A 19,661-nucleotide genomic window follows, 5' to 3' on the forward strand; every position below is an offset into this window, starting at 1 on the left:
TTGGAGTTTGCTGGAAAAAGTTGCAAAGGAAAGAGAGTGAAATGGAAGATATCGAGGTAAAACCTCATACAACTGCAGGGGTAATGGCCCAGACTGTTCGAGTGACGAAGGTCGTTACCTGTACATACATTTCAGTTCTGCTGGTTGGAATGGGGCTGGTGCTAGGGGCAAGTATTATCCTTCGGTTCTTCTTCGACCAACCCGTAGCCTGGTCCAACACCATAACACGGTATGCCTACATCCATATTGTTCTGCTGGGGGCCGCTGTCTCCTACATGGAGGGTAGCCATGCCCAGATTGATGTGATTTACCAGCGGGTACCCCGAAAGATGCAGCTTGGTTTTGACCTTGTCCATAATGGTGTGATGCTGTTTCTCTGCTCTGTCCTGACGGTGATGGGGGCCAAGCACGTTGTAAATATGTGGCAGGTGCACTCGCCTATTATTACTGGTTTTCCAGTGGGTGTTGTGTACCTCGCTGTACCGTTGTGTGCTGTGGTTATGGTGATATTCATATTCCAGCGATTAGTTGACTTGAAAGATAGGAAAGAGGGTTGAGCATGTTGTACATTGCACTGATGGTAATCTGTTTTTTTGTTCTCATGGCAATACGGGTACCGATCCCCTTTGCTTTGCTCGCTTCAACTCTGGTCTACTATTTCGGCGCTGAACTGCCGCTCAATATTGTGGTGGTTCGTCTTCTGCGTTCATTCGATTCGTTTATCCTGCTGGCCATCCCTTTCTTCATCCTCGCAGGTCGAATCATGTCCGAGGCGGGAATCAGCGACCGCTTGATCCGGGTGGCTGACCTTATCGTCGGGAGAGTGAAAGGCAGCCTGGCGTATACAAATATTGTGGTCAGCATGTTCTTTGGCGGTATCACCGGCACAGCCATTTCAGATACCACAGCAATTGGTTCTATCCTTATTCCCTCAATGGTGAAAAAGGGGTACTCGAGAAGCTTCAGTGCCGCAGTTACCGCTGCCTCATCAACCATGGGTCCTATCATTCCCCCGAGCCTCATGTTTATCATATACGGCTCCATTGCCCAGGTCTCCATTCGGGATATGTTTCTTGCCGGCGCTATTCCCGGGTTGCTGGTCGGGATCTCACAGATGGCGGTGGTGAAAATTCATGCCATCAAGAATGACCTCCCCAGAAGGGAGGAAACGATTTCTCCTCGTGAGGCGTGGATAATTGTTCGGGACGCCTCTCTGGCTATCCTGCTGCCGGTGATAATTCTCGGCGGGATCCTTCTCGGAATCGTCAGTCCCACCGAGGCGGCGGTCGTGGCTGCCTTTTATGCCGGTATCATCGCCATGTTTGTGTACCGGACTCTGAGCGTGAGACGGCTGCTGACGGTAATCAAAGAGTCCGCGGTTGAGACTGGCAGCGTTTCGATAATTATCGCTGCTGCTGCTCTTTTTGGCTGGGCGTTGTCCAACGAGCAGGCCCCTCAGATGTTTGCAGAATGGCTGATGGATAGTTCATTATCGAAATGGCAGATCCTGTTGATGATCAACCTGATGCTGTTTGGGCTCGGGATGTTCATGGACAGCATTCCAGCCATCATGATTGTGACGCCTGTCTTGCTGCCTCTCTTTAACATCCTCAACATTGACCCACTGCATGCCGGTTTATTCATGAGCGTTAATCTCATTACCGGTCTTGCCACACCGCCCGTTGGCTGCTGTCTGTTCGCTGCCTCGATAATATCAGAGTCACCAATGGAAAAGATAAGCCGGGCAATCCTGCCTTTTCTCATAGCGAATGTTATTGTGGTGTTGCTGGTAACATATATTCCCAGCATATCTTTATTTATTCCTTCTTTATTGAAGTAATGGTTTTGATCCAACGTGGTTACAGTCAATTGCTTAAGGGTTTACTTTGTACTCTATATTAGGTGCCAATATTGCGGGTGAGGTCTTTGTCTGGAGGAAAGCTTGCTTCTCTGGTGCATCAACCATCTGCCTTGCTCATGTTCGGAAGCTAGATTCAAGTAAAAGTGTTGCACTTATTACTTGAATCTAGCATGCCTCAGCCTATTTTAAAGTTTGCTGAGGATGAGGGGTAATCAGAATAATATTTAACACATAAATAAAAATAGGCATGCCAATAGCCCCAAATAAAATAGCCGCCTTGTATGGTGGTATTTTTATCATTATTTTCAGTCAGCTAACGTTAGAATAACCTGCTACAGACGTTGGCACCGATTACTTGGGGAAAGTAATTATTTTCTTGGTTCAGTTTCACCTCTCAACACCGGCTATTTAATGTAGTCAGCGCGAGCATAGCGAGTGGGTCAAACGACTGGTTATATGTTTTTATTATTTTCACCAAACCATTCTTTAGCGGTTGAAGGATCTCTAAATGCCTCAATAGGGAATGCATATTTCTCAAAGGCTAACATTGAAAGCATTCGGGTCATTCTAAAATTTATATCTGACTTTGCAACCATAGCGGTCTTTAGCCCTTTTCTGTTTTTTGACGCTTCTTTCGTTATATGAATAAAAGAGCGTATTGTGTCAGAATTTATATGATCAAAATTGAAATCATTTAGAATCCAAATCACATATTTGTTTGCCCATGCCTTAGAATTCATAGAAATATACTCTGATATCTCAGGCAAAGTAGTATCGCTAGATACTGTGTTTGTAACTATATGATCTTCAATGGTGGTTTTGATGTTTTTCATTTATTTTTCATATAACGTTTAGTTAAGGGGCGGCAAGCGATTTACCCCGAAACTGATTTAGTATTTATATGTTTTGACTAAACTTTGGGTTTGGCAAACACCACAGCCTCTTGCCGTCCCTCTTGAACGCCTTGTTAAGGCTTTATTTTTTCATACTTCTTTGCAATCAAAGGATTCGCAATTTCTGCTCGTTTTTTTCCGCCTTGTGCTGTGTCAAAAGAATTCAGCTCTAGTACTTTAAGTTTAAAATAGTCATAAGTATAAGATCCCTTCTTACTGTCATTTACAACGCTATACTTTATCAGCCTTTTACGTCCACTTTGAACTGAAAGTAGTTCCAAATGAGAATCGTAATTGTCGAGATTTGGGTGTATGAATTGATAATACTTTGATCTGAATAATCTTTTGGGTATAGGTGAAGTCTTTATCAAGAAGTCTACCTTATTTTTTTTCAAAAGCATGTTGCAACGCTTACATGAGGCACTAAGGTTTTTGATTGTAAACATATGCTTTAGGAACAAGGATTTTGGTAAGATATGCTCGATATCAATGACTAAACTAAATTCACCGTGTAGATTTCTCCCACAATAACAACATCGATCATCATTTTTAGTTAAACAAAAATCCTTAATCTTCTTCTTTACGGATTTCAGCTTAGAATTATTATCCCAAGATTTATGACCCTTTTTTCTTGCTGCCCTCATTTCTGTAATTTCTGCAATGCTAAAGGTTACTTTGTAAGGCATTTCAATATGTCACTTATTTAGATTTAATTTCATCGACTATCTTTAAAACATTTTTTAAAAATTCTTCTTGTGTCTCATCATAAATATTATCTTGATATGAACTTATTTTTGATACTATAGAGTCATATGAAAGATCACCAGAGTCATAACTGTTTAGCAGTTCAATAATATTATCAGACAAGTACCTATTTTCAGGAGTGAGCACCCCAAAATCTTCTAAAAGTAGCTCCTCATTATTGTTGGTTCTACTGCTTCTTTGGTGTAATTGATGTCTTTTTATAATAAACAGATTTGTTAAATCTTTTTTAAGAGGGATTATCAAAGAAGAGTGGGTTGCGATAATTATCTTAGGTCGTTGATAATAGAAAAGATCAAGTATGTTTTTTATATATTCTCTTTGCCACCGTGGGTGTAAGCTATTTTCTGGTTCATCAATTAATATTACAGCTCCGTCTACTATGTTCGAAGCAATGAACATTAAAGTTGATATGATCATCAGTTCTCCAGAACTGGCCTCTTGAATTGGGATTTCTGTATTTTCTTTTGACAAATATAAAGACAAATATTTTAGCACCTTATGCTTACGCATTACGTTTTCATGCTTTAGCATTGAGGATAAAGCAGATCCATAGATACTACCTTGAGTAAATGTTCTTAGTTCCATTGAAACAATGTTACTTTCTATAAAAACATCGTGGTATTTCTCAAGTAACGAAATGACATCATATTTTTCTTTCTCATTGATGGACTCATCCCTTTTTATACATTCAATATTCTCAGGATTATAACCTTGAACCTTTACTCCAACACGAGTGTCGTATTTCACGTATTCAAGGACTCTCATCAGTGATTCTACTCTATCTGTTTTTTCGTTTTCCTTTCGAATCAGTGTCCTTTTTATAATTTTACTAACTCTATTTCTTCCTTGCCTTCCCCCAGAAAAATGAAAATACTTACTTCGGTTATTGAATTTGTCGTGAACGGATGTAGCAATAGCAATGACTCTCTGCCTTTTTTTTGTTGCGGAATGGGATATGTTATTTAGAAGTACACTCTTACCACTAGCATTTTCACCTATTATGATATTAACATCATATTTATCAAGGTTATCTTCTTCTAATTCAGGAGGTATATTGTACATTGATTTGTGTTTAGGCCTTAACGTAGAGTTGAGGGGCGCGCGCATTTTGCGCGTCCCTCTCTAACATTTTGTTATGTATCGGATTTTATTGTTATAAACTCGACAAATTTAGCAGCAAAATCTGTATATGCAAGTTCATTAGCAAACCCACCTATTTTATAATATTTACCGTCAGATTGCTTTTGCCATGCACCTATTTTACTGAACAAACCTTGCCCTTCCATTTCTTTTAAGGAAGAGCTAATAATGTATGGATGAAATTTTTCAGATATCTTCTCGATAATTTGCTCTTCATCAACTAAAGGAAAGGCAACTAATGGATCAGATTCTTTATCTTCTCTTCTAACTGCGTGAATAAAAAGTGGATGTATTTCTGCTAAAATAAGCAATGATGAGTATGATAAATTTTTAAGGATATCTATAAATTTGCTTTTCTCTATATCGAAACTATCACCTTGCTCTTCTGCACAATTGACCAAAGCATTGACGAACAATTTCTGTTTATCTTCAAACTCAATTTGTGTCCCTAAGTAAAAGATTTTTCTTGCTATTTTCTTACCTTCTTCGGTTTTGAAAATCTCGTTATTAAAGAATACTTCTAGATTTTCGACTCTTTCTGCAAGTAAAATGAGGACAATCTCTATATTACGTTCATAGCTTTCTCTTTCGTAATGATCCCACCCGCTCACAAGTGAACCAGCAAAAGGGATTTGAGATATTAAGCCCTTTAAGGTTCCAGTGCTAAAAGATTTAAGTTCTTTCTTCATAGTTATGGAGTAGGGTAATATTTTATGGACATAACGCTAAGCTAAATGGACCGAAAAACTGATAAGCTTTTGTGTCCATTTTGAGCGCCTTGTTATACCTATAGCCTTGTCGATATGAAATTTGCAACGGACTGCTCAAATACTCCGGTTGATACACAAAACCCTGAGAAGGGTAGTTTTTTACCCCAGCCATTATCATGCCCCATCCCCTCGTAACCACCTGCAATATTAACGCTAATTTTAGTCCTGTTATCACCTACAGATCTCACCGTGACATTTACATTTGCTGTCTCTTCATAGTGCTGCAGAGTTGCTAGTGTGGATGCTTTGATTTCACCGCAATCAAGCGCATTGGGGTGGAGACGAATATTATATTTGGCGCTAATAAGACCGGATGTTTTCTCAATTTTATCAATGGTAATATTGTTTTCAGCAAACCAATCAACAGCCAAAAGCCACGCCTGATCGTATGAGGCTTCATAAGAATAGCTATTCTTGACTTGCCTGTATTCTGGTGGGGTAATATTCATTGTTCCAGAACATGCTACAAGATTTGTCAATAAAAGAGCTAACATGGCTCTTAGTAAAGTATTCGTCATTTATATCTCCTATTTATATGAGGGCATAACGTTACGATAATCGGCTCGCGCGCTGTTTGCGAGTCCGTGTTTATTAGTTTGTTAACTTTTTTTATATTGTAGATGACAATGTTCTCCTAAAATGGTTGGCAAACAAAAACCATGAATCAGCCAACCATTTCTAAAGTGACTATAGAATCACGTTTAAATTTTCTTTTTGGTACATAGATATATTTGACCATCTGTTTCACTTTTCAATGCCATTTGTGACTCATTGATTTCAAGAATTTTTGCCGACTCACTAACATTTTGTGGAAACATCTCTTTCAGCGGTAAAATATCATCTATTTCTGGGTTAGTTAAATTGACCAATTTTATCTCTGAAGACGTTGTAATTAAATACCCATCAACAATTTCCCAAGTACCACTTGCTGACAATGAGTATGTAATTTCAGGTACATCTTCCGTTATTTTCAGGCCAAAACTACCAATGCTATAGGTTGTCCCATTTCGAACATAGGTGTCTTCGCTTGCAAATTTCAACTGTGACCCACTGTCTCCAAATTTATATTCACAAATCCACGTTCCAAATAGATTTGATTTTGAATCTGAATCCGTGTTTTCTGTGGCATTTACGTTACAGACAATGATCAAACTTAAAATCATACAAAAAAACAAGTTCTTCATAGAATTCCTTTTTTTAAGTTAACGTTTAGTTAACTGGCGAGCCTCAGCGAGTCCAAGCGAGGCACGAGCGGTGTTTAACGACTGGTTAGGTACTAAGTATGGGTATTTTACACAATAGGCAAGCATCAAATTATAACAGTTTTTTCTGTCAACGATACGACACCTTCAATGTTGTTATAACTCCAAAAAGCTCATATCGATATTATGAAAAGGCTCTTCGTTAAGCGGAATTATGTTACTACCGATTGTTACATGTTTCTTTTTATTGAGTCGTTTTATGGCACTAATGAATTTCTTTTTCCTGCAAGATGAACACAAAACATCATTACCTCCAGAGAACCGTCTAGGTAACAGCTTACTATTACAACCTTTACACACTGGCAAAACAAACTTTTTCATCCGACCCTCCAAATACAGAATTATGCCATCAAGGGTTTTTATAAAAGTAATCTCGCAAAAACTGACCTGCCTCTTTTTCGGTACCAAACTTCTTGTTGCAGATCCGCATTGTATTCCCACCATTTATGGGGTGGTTAAGTATACAAACATTAGATCCTTTAAGAGAAGCCTCATATCTCCTTCCTGCTCTAACTCCAATGTTATTCCATGTCTTTAGCGACTCATTATACACCCAGTTATTAGCAGGTATATTAGAAAGGTCGTGTGTAACTTCGTTCATGTTTTTAAATCGAGCATCAACATCTACATTAATGCATCTTTTTATAAAAACACCCCACCACCTGTTTATGTGTGGTAGAAAAATCAAACGATTTCCAATTCTATCACTACGCACATCCTGGTTATAATTTTTGGCAAATTCACAATATAGATTCTGACCAACTAAGAGCCAATAGACGGTTAAACCAAAAGACCATATGTCAGTCTGAAAACTGCATAGATTATGCTCTAAGGTTTCTTTTGCCATGAAAATCGGTGTTCCTGCTCCTTGAGCAAAGCCATTAGAAGTTTTGTAAGCTAAACCAAGATCCCCAATTTTAGGTTTATTGTCCTTCATAAATATATTCTGAGGTTTTATATCTCTATGAATATAGCATTTCGAATGGATATATTTTAAGCCATGAGCCATTTCCATAAATATAACTTTTGCCATCTGAGTCGACATTAGATTGTTCTTAAAAAATGAATCTAAATCTCCTTGATTGCACATCTCTGTAGCTATGGCCACATAGTTCGGTTCTTTCAGAGATACATGATGGACCTTTACAACATTTTCATGTTCTAATTCGTTTAGACTTATACCTTCTGAAACGGCATGTCGTGCTTCTGCCTCATTTGAATATTGAATATATTTAACAGCTAAATCATTACCAATAATGTCTGCCCCAGGAAAAACCTGACCAAATGTGCCATTTCCGATGGGACTACTAGCTACGTTCATCGGGAGTCGATTATTTTCCCAACTCATGAATTAGCCTTTTTTATTATTAACAACCCAGCCTCTCTTGATTTCTTCAAAATATCACCAAGCCCATTGTCTTCAAAAAGCTTATCATTTTTTAATGAGTCTCTCTTTTTCCCTTTCGCCATTGACTCAGGCTGTATTAATTCTGCAGGAATATCCGAAGCCCCCACGCATATACCTCTTACCTCTGCTGTACCTAAATGCCCTGCCCCCATCCCTCTAGAGACAGAACTTGCTTTTATCAACAGTTCGTCAGCGGAGTGAGTTTTCACTAATTCACGAACTTGACGAGATATACACCTCATTTCATTTGTTCGAGATTCATCTGTGGCAGGCGAAATTTCGCCATGAGATACATATGTTATATTTTTTTCTTTCACATCCGCGACCACGTAAATGGCTGAATGATTTTTGGGCTCAATTGCAATTACTCTCATTTCAGTTCCCTTATTTTAAATTCCAGCATACTTATCTTGATTCTTAATCGATTTTTTTGAGTATTTTTACCTAACGTGTAATATAGGAATACTCCCTTTTTGCGGAGTAAGGCCACATTTTGGCGAAAATGAAGTACCACAACGGGTAGTGTGATGATGTGGTGTATTTCTTTTCGGATTGTGTGAGAAACGGCTTATCTATCTTAAATGTCAGTGCTTTATCGCATAGTAGGCGATTGATTTTCAAGTTGCAAGCGTTAATCAGGCAACTCCTTGGAGTTCCTATAATACGCAAATAACCGTGATATAGGAGTATGGGTATATTACGCAACCCCAATATTCGTTAGTTGTGCCTAACCTTACATGTTGTGTACTACGATATCGTACAACTACATTTAGTTGATTTGTCAGATCGCCTGTGACATCAATTAGTGTTATGTCGAATAGTATGCAAAAAGATAGGTAAACTGGGTTTAATCAGATTTTATAGACCAGGAGTTCCGATATACGTTCAACAATATCAAATGAAGATTAGTTCCTGATAGTGAGACAGTATCGTTGAGCTGGGATTGGATTTTTCTTTTGAGGGCAGGAAGAGTCAGCGCACGACTTGTTGCCGCGCAAGATTGTATTCAACTCAGCACGAGTTCTTTTTCTCTGACTTTTTTGAATTCATCACCATATCTCCTCTAAAATATATTCAGATTACACTTTTGGTGTAGCCTCATAGATCGAAGCGTGGGAGCGAGGAAATCGGGTGGAGGAGTAACAGCCTAATCCTAAAGAAGTGTTCTCTTAAATTCGATATAATGAATCGATTCCAGGAGGGCCATTTGCCACGCCTCACACCCCTCACCACACCTCTTTAAGCTGAAAGTGAGGGGTAATTAGAAAAAATATTGTCAGCGGCATTTAAGTTTGAAGTTCGCTGCTGAGCTGATCTCGATATAGGTTGCTCCCTGGCGGGGACCGAAACTGCCGGCGAGGATGACGATCAGGTCGTCGTCGTGAAATCGGTTTTCCGCTATGAGTCGGCAGATTGACGACTGCAAGACATTGCCGTTGCCAAGATCCATGTGAATATAATCGGCATAGACCCCAAAGGATAAGGAGAGGCGGCGCATGACCCGCTGGTCGTAAACCTGGGCATGGATGACGTTTGGCCCGCGATAGGCGGCAAGGGCACGGATCGAGGTGCCGGTGAGAGAATCTGCCACAATCGCCTTGGTGTTAAGGCGAATAGCCGCCTTAACTGCCGATTTTGCCAGATACGCAGCGACTTTGTTCTGCTGGGTGTAGCCCGCATCGATATAACCCTGTCTCTTGCTCTCAACCTCTACGGCGATCTTGGCCATGGTTCGTACAGCCAACTCGGGATACTTGCCGTTGGCGGTTTCGCCGGAGAGCATCAAGGCATCGGTATGGTCAAGGCAGGCGTTGGCCACATCCGAGACCTCGGCCCTGGTGGGGCGGGGCGAATCAATCATGGAGTGCAGCATCTGTGTGGCGACGATAACCGGTTTGCGGCGTTCTAGGCAGTCCCGGATGATGCCTTTTTGAATGAGCGGAATTTGCTCAGTCGGGATTTCAACGGCCAGGTCACCGCGGGCAATCATGACCCCATAGCAATTGTCGAGAATCTCACAGAGATTGTTGACACCTTCAGCGTTTTCAATTTTGGAAATTATTTTGATAGGAGAGTTGCTCTCATCAAGAATCTCCTGAACGGCCAGCACATCCTCTTTATTACGCACGAAGGAATGGGCGATAAAGTCGAGATCATTCTCTGCCGCAAAACGGATAAAACCCTTATCTTTTTCACTGAGGGCAGGCAGCTTGACATGTACTGCCGGGATATTGATACTTTTGCGCTCGCTGATTGTACCGTCATTCTCCACTGAGCAGTAGAGGTACTGATCATCTTTTTCAAGCACAGCGAGGGCTATGTGGCCGTCGTCGATAAGAATGGAACTACCGATCGGGACATCTTTGACGAAGTTGTCGTAAGAGACGCAGATGGTGTCGCCTGAGGATTTTTTATCCGGGGCGCCTTTGATACGAACAGCATCACCATACCTGACCGTTAATGGCTCCTCTGCAGGGCAGGTTCTGATTTCCGGGCCTTTGGTGTCGAGCAGTATGCCGATTTTATCGGAGACGGCCCTGGTGTTTTCGATGACCTCTAATGCATCCTCGTGGCTCATGTGTGCCGTGTTGAGACGTACGACATTGACGCCGGCCTTGTAGAGGCCTTCGATAAAAGCGACGGAGCAGTTGAGCGAAGAGATGGTGGCTACAATCTTGGTAAGTCTGGGCATGGGTATCTCGCTGAATTAAAAGTGTAAGAGAATGCACCGAGGGCCTGGGGCCAACAGCAGCCTACAGAGTTTGCCCAAAGTATCTTCGATTGCATCAAGGTTCAAGTAAAAGATCAGGGTGGTAAGAAAAATATTCAGATTTCCGATAGTTTAACAGAGGTGTCTCGTTCTGTGGGGATGATGAGGTCACGATGAGCGCAACACTTCAGGGGAGAACTGAAGCATGGAACATTATGATCTTCTTGATAATTAATCCATCCTGTGGATTAGCTGAAGATGTTGTGCACACATAGGCTGAAAGATTTTCTCTTGGATGCTCTGCGTGCCTGGTCACTGAAAATAGTCTGGGAAACTCAACTCTGCTACATTTTGACACATAGTTGCCGGTAACGGAACTGTGTCATGGCACATGCCACTCCTTTGGTCATTTCAATGCAGTAAATGCCACTCATCTGAAGTAACAATCTGAATAGGTATGGGAAATATGTTGAATTACATATTTGTGGAGGGCTGAATCGCCAGTGGCATATTGCTTGCACAGAAAACTCTGGTAACCGAAAACACCAGAATTGAATTTGGTTAAGTAAGGGCGGGGGGAGAGGTTGGGGTTTTGCAGCAAAGTCAAACCCCTTTATTGCAGCAAAATTCCGATTTTTCATCAGTTTAGGCGGTGTCAGGTTCAGGTCTTTGGGTGCTAAATGAATCGTGGGTTATTTGGGTAAGCAAAATACTCAAGAAGGTGACATCGCATGAGCTGTTCCCCGAGAGTATTCGAAGTCAGCGCTTATTTCTTTCAGGGCACATTGGTGGGCAACTTCCCAAATCATTACTCTTCCCATTACTCTCAATGAATTATTAACCGAAACTTCCCTGTGTTTCTGCAAAATGCGGCCGAGAAACGCGGACTGGATGTTGAATATGATAATAGTGTCTGTGTCCTTATTGCAGAATGAGTTGTAACCAGTGAGGGCCCAGCTATGAAAATTGCCCAGGTTGCTCCAATAACAGAAAGTGTGCCGCCCAAGCTCTACGGTGGAACAGAGCGGATAGTTTCATTTCTCACAGAAGAACTGGTACGACGAGGTCACGATGTAACTCTATTTGCCAGTGGCGATTCCCAGACCAAGGCACGCCTTTGCAGTTACCCAGACAAGGCCTGGAGGATTCAGCCCTGTTGCAGTGATGTCCTGGCCGTACAGATACTACAGCTTGAAAGAGTTTTTCGGGAGCTAGACCTGTATGACATTGTACATTTTCATACAGATTATTTGCAGTTTCCGTTTTTGAGGCGGCTCCCCGTAAACCATGTAACCACACTGCATGGGCGGCTGGATCTTCCGGAACATACCATGATTTTTAATGAATACAGGGAGGCACCTGTCGTTTCAATCTCCAATAATCAGCGTAAAGCCCTGCCGATGGCAAACTGGCAGAAAACCGTTTACAACGGCATCGACGATTCCCTGCTGAACTTTAACCCGGAGTCTGGTTGCTATCTTGCCTTTCTGGGCAGAATTACAGCGGACAAGGGTGTTGTCGAAGCTATTGAGATAGCAATGCGCAGCGGTGTGGAGCTAAAAATAGCGGCCAAGGTCGATCCAACGGATCAAGCATATTTCCACGAAAAAGTTCTTCCTCTCTTAGATCACCCTCTAATTAATTTCATAGGTGAAATTAACGAAATCGAAAAGTCAGATTTCCTTGGCAATGCAGCGGCTCTTCTCTTTCCTATAAAGTGGCCGGAGCCTTTTGGACTTGTCATGATAGAGGCACTTGCCTGCGGAACACCTGTGGTGGCCTTTAACCGCGGCTCTGTCCCGGAGATTTTGCAGAATTTTGTTACTGGATTCATCGTCAATTCTATTGAAGAGGCCATTGCCTCTGTTGGCAGGTTGCACCTTATCAGCAGATATCAGTGCCGTGATGTTTTTGAGAGGCGATTTCGTGCTACGGCCATGACAGATGAATATCTTGATGTATATCATCAACTCATTTCATCCCATGATGGTGCCTGTAATGCAGGTACATCTCCAACAAAATACTGATAGCCATGGAAAAAAATATCGGGGAAGTTATTCAAATTAACGACAGCTGGTATGTCAAGGCGGGATCTTCAAGAACGGATCTGCAGACCAGGGTACTTAAGAATGGTGAATCTTTCGCGATTTTTGATCGATTCGGCGACATCCACCGCATAGGAGTAGGAGAGAAGGGTATCTTTCATCAAGGGACCCGGTACCTGTCTGCCCTTGAAATGCTGTTGAACCGACGGCGACCTATGCTTTTGAATTCTTCCGTTTCACATGACAACACACTGCTTTCCATTGACCTTACTACCCCTGATATGTACAGCGATGGCCAACTGTATCTGGGTAAAGGGAAATTGCATGTTTTCCGTTCGAAACTGCTTTGGAACGAGCAGTACTACGAACATATACGTGTCACGAATTATGATGCACAGATCTGTTCTGTTGATCTCAGCTTTTCCGTTGGTGCTGACTATGCCGATATTTTTGAGATAAGGGGAATGAAGAGAGCGGCAAAAGGGGAGATCCAGCGCCCTGTGTGGGATGAGAGTATGATTAAACTCAGCTATATCGGGCTTGACCATGTTTTCTATCAGACACGAATACAGTTTGATCCAAAGCCCCAGGGCATCAGCGCAAGCAACACATTCTATTCCTTTAACCTGCATCCCAGCGAATCAGAAAGTATATATTTGCGGATATCATGCAGCAGAGAAAACAGTACCTTTCCTGGGTTCACTTTTTCACGGGCATATCAAGAGTGCAGGGAGAAAAGTCTGGCATCCCGTGCCGCTTTCGTGAGTGTTTATTCTTCAAATGAGCAGTGTAACGAGTGGGTCGAGAGGTCTTCTGCTGACCTTCGGCTTCTGATAACGGAAACAGGCCAGGGGCTTTACCCTTATGCAGGCGTCCCCTGGTTTTGTACGCCTTTCGGTAGAGACGGCCTGATTACCGCTCTTCAGTGCCTTTGGGTGTATCCGGAGCTGGCCAGGGGCGTATTGCAATACCTCGCTCAAAACCAAGCCACAGACTATTCACCTGAAAACGATGCGGAGCCGGGCAAGATATTGCATGAAAGCCGAAAGGGAGAGATGGCGGCTATGGGAGAAATCCCTTTTGCCCGTTACTATGGGAGTGTTGATTCAACACCTCTGTTTTTACTTCTGGCCGTCTACTATTATGACCGAACCGGTGACAGGGACTTTATGCTGGAGCTTTGGCCTCATCTTCTTGCTGCACTGGACTGGATCAGGGACTCTGGAGATATCGATGGTGACGGGTTTGTAGAATACCAGCGAAAAAGCGAACAGGGAATTCTTCAGCAGGGGTGGAAGGATTCCAATGATTCAATTTTCCACGAGGATGGTACTGATGTAACCGGGCCCATTGCGCTTTGTGAGGTGCAGGGATATGTCTACGAGGCAAAGTTGAAGTTGTCGGGCTTAGCTGCGGTCTTAGGGCAATCAGCGTTAGCTGAAAGCCTGCTCGATGAAGCGGCGCACTTAAAAAAGAAGTTTCATGAGAGTTTTTGGCTGGAAGATCTGAAGACATATGCCATTGCACTGGATGGCGATAAGAGGCCTTGCAGGGTGCGTTCCTCAAATGCCGGTCATGCCCTGTACAATGCGATCGCGGATGAGAAAAGTGCAGGCGCGCTGGTGGAAACCCTCTTGTCCCCGAACTCATTCAGCAACTGGGGGGTGCGAACCCTGGCTATGGGGGAAGCACGTTATAATCCGATGTCCTACCATAATGGATCTGTATGGCCCCATGACAATGCGCTTATCGCCATGGGGATGGCACGGTACGGCTTTAAAACAGAGGCATCGAAAATTTTTACAGCCATGTTCAATACCGCAATGTCCGTCGATCTGTTCCGTTTGCCGGAACTTTTTTGCGGATTTCATAGACGACATGGGCAAAATCCGACCTTATATCCCGTAGCCTGTTCACCACAGGCGTGGGCGAGTGGGGCTGTGTTCATGTTGCTGCAGGCCACCCTCGGACTCACATTTTTTCATGAGAGGCCGCAGATACGATTTACCCGTCCCTTTTTACCTGACTCTCTCGATTCAGTTCACCTGTCGAACCTGAAGGTTTGTAATGGGGAAGTGGACCTTGTGATACGGCGAAACTATAACGAGGCCGGAATTCATGTAATACGGAAGACAGGTGACATTGAGATTGCAGTTATAATGTGAATATTTCAAAGTGCCAAACCCCGCATAGCAGGCTGGTGTCTGCTATTTGCGGCAGGCATCAGCCGGTTATCGGCTGTGTTATGGGATCTGATTACCCTTAATCTTCAGCTTGAAAAAAGGTTAGGTGATAGACCTGAGGTGCCAGACGTGACCGATTGGCAAGCGACCAATCCCTGGAATAATTGTGAAATTGGTTTGTGGAGAAAAGCTTTTTAGCTTTAGGTTGTTACTCCAATCACCTTTCTCCTCACGCTTCTCTCCTTGAAGCTGAGCTGTAGTGGTAATCAGATTACAGAGACATGATTATTTCCCTCTTTTGATGATTTGCCGGATATAACGTTTTATTTCCCGAAGGCTTGAAGGAGTTGGCTCCGTACTATTCTGCAGGCGAAGGTACTCTGCTTCGTCTTGGCGTTGCTTGACTACAACGGCAATGCGATCAGCTACATCAGGGTATTTCTGCACCAGTTCTTTCATTATGTCGAAATTAATACGTATGAGGGTAACATCGGTCTGCGCTGTCCAATGGGTCGGGATAGGTTGGTCGGTGAACATGGATACCAGGCCGTAACTTTCTCCCGGGCCCAATTCCCCTATGATTATTTTTTTGTTGTTTACGAGCCTGGTGGAGACCTCTACCACCCCGCTGATAAGAACATCAAAGGCATCTACTTCGCCCTCGTCATATTGTATGACCGATCCCGTATCGTAATGTTTCTGATGGCTTACCACTGCTATTTTCTCTATTTCGTCATCCTCAAGGTTGGAGAAAATCGGCTGACTTTTAAGAGCCAGTTGAACAGTTGGAGGCTCTGCTACCGGAATTTCAGATTTCCTGATACGCATTTCGCTGGTTATGGTTGAGGGAGATATTCCCGCCTGTTGGAGGACATAATGTATCTCCCTGTACAGTTCCTCGCGCCCCCTGAACATGGAGGGATAGTTGGGGAATGATATCCAGCACATATACGTGTAAGGGACGGATGAGGCGTCTGTGAGTCGGACAACCGGTGCCGGATGCTTCAAGACATGTTTGCAGCGATAAAGTCCCTCAAGTAACAGTTGTTTGGCAAAACGGGGGTCAAGTTCCGCAGGAAGGTTGATAGTATACCATGGCCGGTATCGATGAAATTCATTGCCGCAGTTGGTAAACCCCTGTTTGGCCATCTTTGAATTCGGAATCACATTTGTTGTGTTATCCCAGCCTCTAAGCCAGGTGGCCCGCCAGTTGATATCAACAACCATTCCTTCAGTACCGTCATTGAGCCGAATCCAGTCTCCAATGCGAAAGGCCCCTTCCACCCCCAAGGCAATACCGGAGAATAAATCCCCCAGTGTTTGTTGCAGGGCGAATCCCAGCAGTGCTGTTGCCAAGCCGGTCGAAACCCATACACTGGTAAAGGAATATCCCTGCTGCCAGGAAAAAACTCCCAGGGTTACGAATAGTGAAGAACCGAAAATGACGCCACGCAGCAACCCTGATACCGTACTGGTCGTTTTTCCCTTGCTCATATATTTTTTCACAACGAAGGCATGAACAACAGCAGCAAGCTGCACGCCAACGATAAGAAAAAAGATAATAGTAAAAAATAAAGACGGCCATTTATCCTGAGCTAGCCCTACAAACTTCGTAAACAAATGGTAGAAAAACGTATGGGCAATTAAAAAAGCCAGGGGTATGCAAAAAAAGTTGATAACCGGAACGAGAACAGGAAAAGAATCTTTAACAGGTTGTATGGGTGGAAATTTAATAACTGCTAAATAGCATAGTGTCGATACCGCCAGGATGATTGTCGTAATTGGTGCATATTCATAAAAGTGTATCAGTATGGTAGTGGTGTTTTCCAGCATAGGATTAACCTTCTTTTCCCTGGAGTAAATGTGATAGGCAGAACAAAATGTAGGGTCGGATGGTGGATTTGAATAGAGCTAAAAGTGATGTAAACACCTCAGGGAACCATTTCTTCACCGCGTATTGCCTGAATAACTGTATCGTTCGGCTGCGGTTGGTAAAGCTTTTTTCAAGCAGCGCTGTTTATTGCATTTTGCCACAGACAGAATGAATCTACATTCTTTAAGGTGTGCTCCGCAAGCCTGGGGTTGCCTTTTTCAGCAATCTCACGGATACCGGCAAGCGCATTATCGTCAGCGGGAAAGTACAGAGGAAGAACTCCTGTGTTTTGGGGTCGTGCTTCAAAGAGCTTCCTGGAATAGCGTTCACGCTCACAGTCTTCCAGGAACTTTTCCTTACTGAAAAAGTTCAGGCTGCCTAGAGCACCCATGGCGTGCCGTACGATATGCACCCCATATTTGCGTAACGAATTGCGACTCATTTCAGACTCGAAAATAGCCAGGGAAGACACTTCCGTCAAGCTGGTGCTGCCTCCGGTCTGGGCTGAGGGGTACCCGGTAATCCAGAGGTTGAGCCGTGCCAGAGCCGCATTGATGAGAGGCTGACAGGGAGAGCTGTAAGAAAGATTGCCACCTGTCTCCGTCACACTGGGGAGGCCTCCGTGGATGCACAAGACACCCGGGTTAACAGTCTGGGCGATAATCATCATGAATAGTACCTGGGCATGAATCTGCGTCAGCAACGACTCCGGACTGCAGGCACCGGATACGCCGGCAATAGTCTGGTCTATCAGCAGCAGGTTGTTGCCGGAGCGGGCACTGCGCAAAAATGGGTCCACCATGCTATTCATGGGCGCCAGGGAGGAAAGCAGGCTGGTGCCGTCGATCCAGTGTTCCTTGCCCGATAAAAATCCCACCTCGTCAGCGTTCATCGTATTGGTGGTGATCATTTTCAGCCCTTGATAGTCTCGCTCCATCAACCGGGCTACCTCAAAAAGGGATATACTCTTGTCGCAGGCAACCGGCAGGCTGAAAATGTTCACAATATCCTGCTGTTCAGCCACCAGGCGGGTAATCTGTTCGTACTCTTTGCGAGTGGCCGGGCGGAGTTCTTCGTCGGTGCTCCGTTTGAGAAAGGGTGATGTCGAACCTGTGCCAAAAGAGTTTTGACCAGGGTCTCCGGGCATTTCACGGGGGACCAGCTCCAGGCAACGGTCGATGTAACTCCGTTTTATGGGGATAAACAGCGCTGTTTCATTTTCGAAATCAATGGCATCCGCTTCCAGGAGAATATCCATAAGAGTCTGGTTCCCTGAAATATTCATGCCGATTTCCGTCAAGACCTGTTTGGCGTTTTCGTCGATACGCTGATAGACCCTCTTCTCGGCTATCAGGTCGTCAATATCCTCCAGCCGTAATCGGGCTGATTCGAGAATTGTTTCATCGGTGACATGCTGCAGGATCTCCTGATAGAGGGCTTTGGCTTTGCTGAAATGAGTTTCCTGTTCCAGGACAATCCCTTTCGCCAGGATAGATTCCACGTGTGGGCCCATGGTAATGCTCCTCAAGCCGAGGTGATGGTGCACCGGGTAGAGAGCTGGTCAGCGCTGGTCTGTTGCTGTAGTGCACTGAGAGAAGTTCTCCGCAATTGAAACGTTATTCGACTCATACCAGAATATACCCTCTGATGTCTGAGGGGAAATCAGGCTGGGTAGATAATCTGTGCGCAACTATATCTGTTTTTCATGCTGTAGGGGCAGCAGGCGAAGCAGCAGTGTGCCGAAGCGCATGATTGCCCATAAAAAAATGAGTGGCAGGAGTATGGTGTTCAAGACAAAAACCACGATAAGATCGACAATCTGGTCTATCAATTCCAGCGACATCTTCTTGAGCAGTTCGATCTTGTTTTTGGCTTCCAGCATGCGCTGCCCCTGACTCATGGTCTGGTTGACCAGCTCTTTGGTTTTGCTCCAGATTCCCTTTTCATCCTGCGAGCTTTCCCCTTCAGTCTCTTCTTGCTGCCCGCCCTCAGTGGGACCGAGCAGGTTGTCGAGTTGCTGTGACTCAAGGTCGGCCACGGTACGGCCCAGCACTTCAACCGAGAGATCATGCTTTTCCTGCAAAAAGGTGACATAGACCTGTTCGTTGATATAGGCCATGGCTGGCACAGCGAAACGCAGCACCACTGCGGTGACCACCAGCACCACACCACTTCTGGTAAGCTGTGGCCTGTATTTCAAGGGCAACCAGAGGCCCAGGAGCAGCACGATCAAAGCCATTGCCAGAATGATCTGGACAGAGACAAAAGGTGTAATTTCAATAAGGAACTTCTGGGACCCAAGAGAGGTGAGGCTGACCAGCATCACCCAGGAGAAACGTTCAATGAGGTCGTTGATCGGGTCCAGGGCGGCGCCGAGGGCGAGTGAGACACCAACTCCGCCCGGTTCGAGCTGGAGCGTGCTCTCCTGAAAAACTGAGATCACCCCGTTAAAAGTGCGGGCCATGGCAAAGGAGGCGGCGGCACGCAGCAGGGCCTGGTCCACATAATCGGTGGCAACACTGTCTACAGTCGTGAAGGCTCTGTTTTCAAAGAGGTAGCTGCGGGGCATCTCAAAGCAGGAACCTATCAAAACAAGCACCAGTAAGGCGGTCATCACAACTTTTCGATGCTTCGAAAGCGAGGCCATGGAACACTCCTTGATGGGGTATTGTAGCTGTTTTTATCGCATATGGATAAATCTGCATTAGTATATCGAATTATGAAAGAATGTACAGTGCTTGCACCTTTTGA

General features: G+C 44.0%; 16 protein-coding genes. 4 read left to right on the forward strand and 12 right to left on the reverse strand.

From position 1 onward, the window contains the following. Positions 1-41: 41 nt before the first annotated feature. Both ACN5NT_RS14145 and ACN5NT_RS14150 read left to right on the forward strand, forming a co-directional pair. Positions 42-557, forward strand: coding sequence for a TRAP transporter small permease (locus tag ACN5NT_RS14145; protein WP_419175836.1), 516 nt, complete (start codon positions 42-44; stop codon positions 555-557). Positions 558-559: 2 nt separating this feature from the next. Beyond that, positions 560-1,840: a TRAP transporter large permease gene (locus ACN5NT_RS14150; protein ID WP_419175837.1), complete on the forward strand. Its 1,281-nt coding sequence runs from the start codon at positions 560-562 to the stop codon at positions 1,838-1,840. 473 nt (positions 1,841-2,313) lie between these two features. On the opposite strand, the gene ACN5NT_RS14155 is transcribed toward ACN5NT_RS14150, so the two are convergent. The 9 genes from ACN5NT_RS14155 to pyk all read right to left on the reverse strand — a co-directional run bounded on the left by ACN5NT_RS14155 (position 2,314) and on the right by pyk (position 10,791). Beyond that, positions 2,314-2,694, reverse strand: coding sequence for a hypothetical protein (locus tag ACN5NT_RS14155; protein WP_419175838.1), 381 nt, complete (start codon positions 2,692-2,694; stop codon positions 2,314-2,316). A gap of 134 nt (positions 2,695-2,828) precedes the next feature. Continuing rightward, positions 2,829-3,440, reverse strand: a complete 612-nt coding sequence (locus ACN5NT_RS14160) for an HNH endonuclease (protein WP_419175839.1) — start codon at positions 3,438-3,440, stop codon at positions 2,829-2,831. A 13-nt stretch (positions 3,441-3,453) separates the two neighbouring features. Beyond that, a complete protein-coding gene (locus tag ACN5NT_RS14165; RefSeq protein ID WP_419175840.1) occupies positions 3,454-4,581 on the reverse strand; it encodes an AAA family ATPase in 1,128 nt (375 codons plus the stop codon). 71 nt (positions 4,582-4,652) lie between these two features. Continuing rightward, positions 4,653-5,348 carry a hypothetical protein gene (locus ACN5NT_RS14170; RefSeq protein WP_419175841.1) on the reverse strand — a complete coding sequence of 232 codons (696 nt, stop codon included), beginning with the start codon at positions 5,346-5,348 and terminating at the stop codon, positions 4,653-4,655. Positions 5,349-5,446: 98 nt separating this feature from the next. Further along, the gene (locus tag ACN5NT_RS14175; RefSeq protein WP_419175842.1) at positions 5,447-5,947 is read right to left on the reverse strand and encodes a hypothetical protein; all 501 of its coding nucleotides are present in this window, start codon (positions 5,945-5,947) and stop codon (positions 5,447-5,449) included. Positions 5,948-6,130: 183 nt separating this feature from the next. Next, positions 6,131-6,613, reverse strand: coding sequence for a hypothetical protein (locus ACN5NT_RS14180; protein ID WP_419175843.1), 483 nt, complete (start codon positions 6,611-6,613; stop codon positions 6,131-6,133). A gap of 427 nt (positions 6,614-7,040) precedes the next feature. Next, positions 7,041-8,039 (reverse strand): protein kinase domain-containing protein, encoded by a 999-nt coding sequence (locus ACN5NT_RS14185; RefSeq protein WP_419175844.1) that lies wholly within the window; start codon positions 8,037-8,039, stop codon positions 7,041-7,043. Beyond that, positions 8,036-8,473, reverse strand: a complete 438-nt coding sequence (locus ACN5NT_RS14190) for a hypothetical protein (RefSeq protein WP_419175845.1) — start codon at positions 8,471-8,473, stop codon at positions 8,036-8,038. Before ACN5NT_RS14190 ends, ACN5NT_RS14185 begins: the two co-directional genes overlap by 4 nt. 902 nt (positions 8,474-9,375) lie before the next feature. After that, complete coding sequence (pyk, locus tag ACN5NT_RS14195) at positions 9,376-10,791, reverse strand: pyruvate kinase (protein ID WP_419175846.1); 1,416 nt, start codon at positions 10,789-10,791, stop codon at positions 9,376-9,378. 977 nt (positions 10,792-11,768) lie between these two features. Here pyk and ACN5NT_RS14200 point away from each other — a divergent pair. Both ACN5NT_RS14200 and ACN5NT_RS14205 read left to right on the forward strand, forming a co-directional pair. Continuing rightward, positions 11,769-12,836, forward strand: coding sequence for a glycosyltransferase family 4 protein (locus ACN5NT_RS14200; protein WP_419175847.1), 1,068 nt, complete (start codon positions 11,769-11,771; stop codon positions 12,834-12,836). Between the two features lie 5 nt (positions 12,837-12,841). Continuing rightward, positions 12,842-15,019: a glycogen debranching N-terminal domain-containing protein gene (locus tag ACN5NT_RS14205; protein WP_419175848.1), complete on the forward strand. Its 2,178-nt coding sequence runs from the start codon at positions 12,842-12,844 to the stop codon at positions 15,017-15,019. Positions 15,020-15,322: 303 nt separating this feature from the next. Here ACN5NT_RS14205 and ACN5NT_RS14210 read toward each other — a convergent pair whose 3' ends face one another. From ACN5NT_RS14210 to ACN5NT_RS14220, 3 genes are all read right to left on the reverse strand, one after another. Continuing rightward, complete coding sequence (locus ACN5NT_RS14210) at positions 15,323-16,531, reverse strand: mechanosensitive ion channel domain-containing protein (RefSeq protein ID WP_419175849.1); 1,209 nt, start codon at positions 16,529-16,531, stop codon at positions 15,323-15,325. Between the two features lie 509 nt (positions 16,532-17,040). After that, complete coding sequence (locus ACN5NT_RS14215) at positions 17,041-18,423, reverse strand: trimethylamine methyltransferase family protein (protein ID WP_419175850.1); 1,383 nt, start codon at positions 18,421-18,423, stop codon at positions 17,041-17,043. 177 nt (positions 18,424-18,600) lie between these two features. Beyond that, a complete protein-coding gene (locus ACN5NT_RS14220; protein ID WP_419175851.1) occupies positions 18,601-19,557 on the reverse strand; it encodes a hypothetical protein in 957 nt (318 codons plus the stop codon). Positions 19,558-19,661 lie beyond the last annotated feature (104 nt).

The organism is Desulfosediminicola sp. (genome assembly GCF_048381775.1).
GTDB lineage: Bacteria > Desulfobacterota > Desulfobulbia > Desulfobulbales > Desulfocapsaceae > Desulfopila > Desulfopila ganghwensis.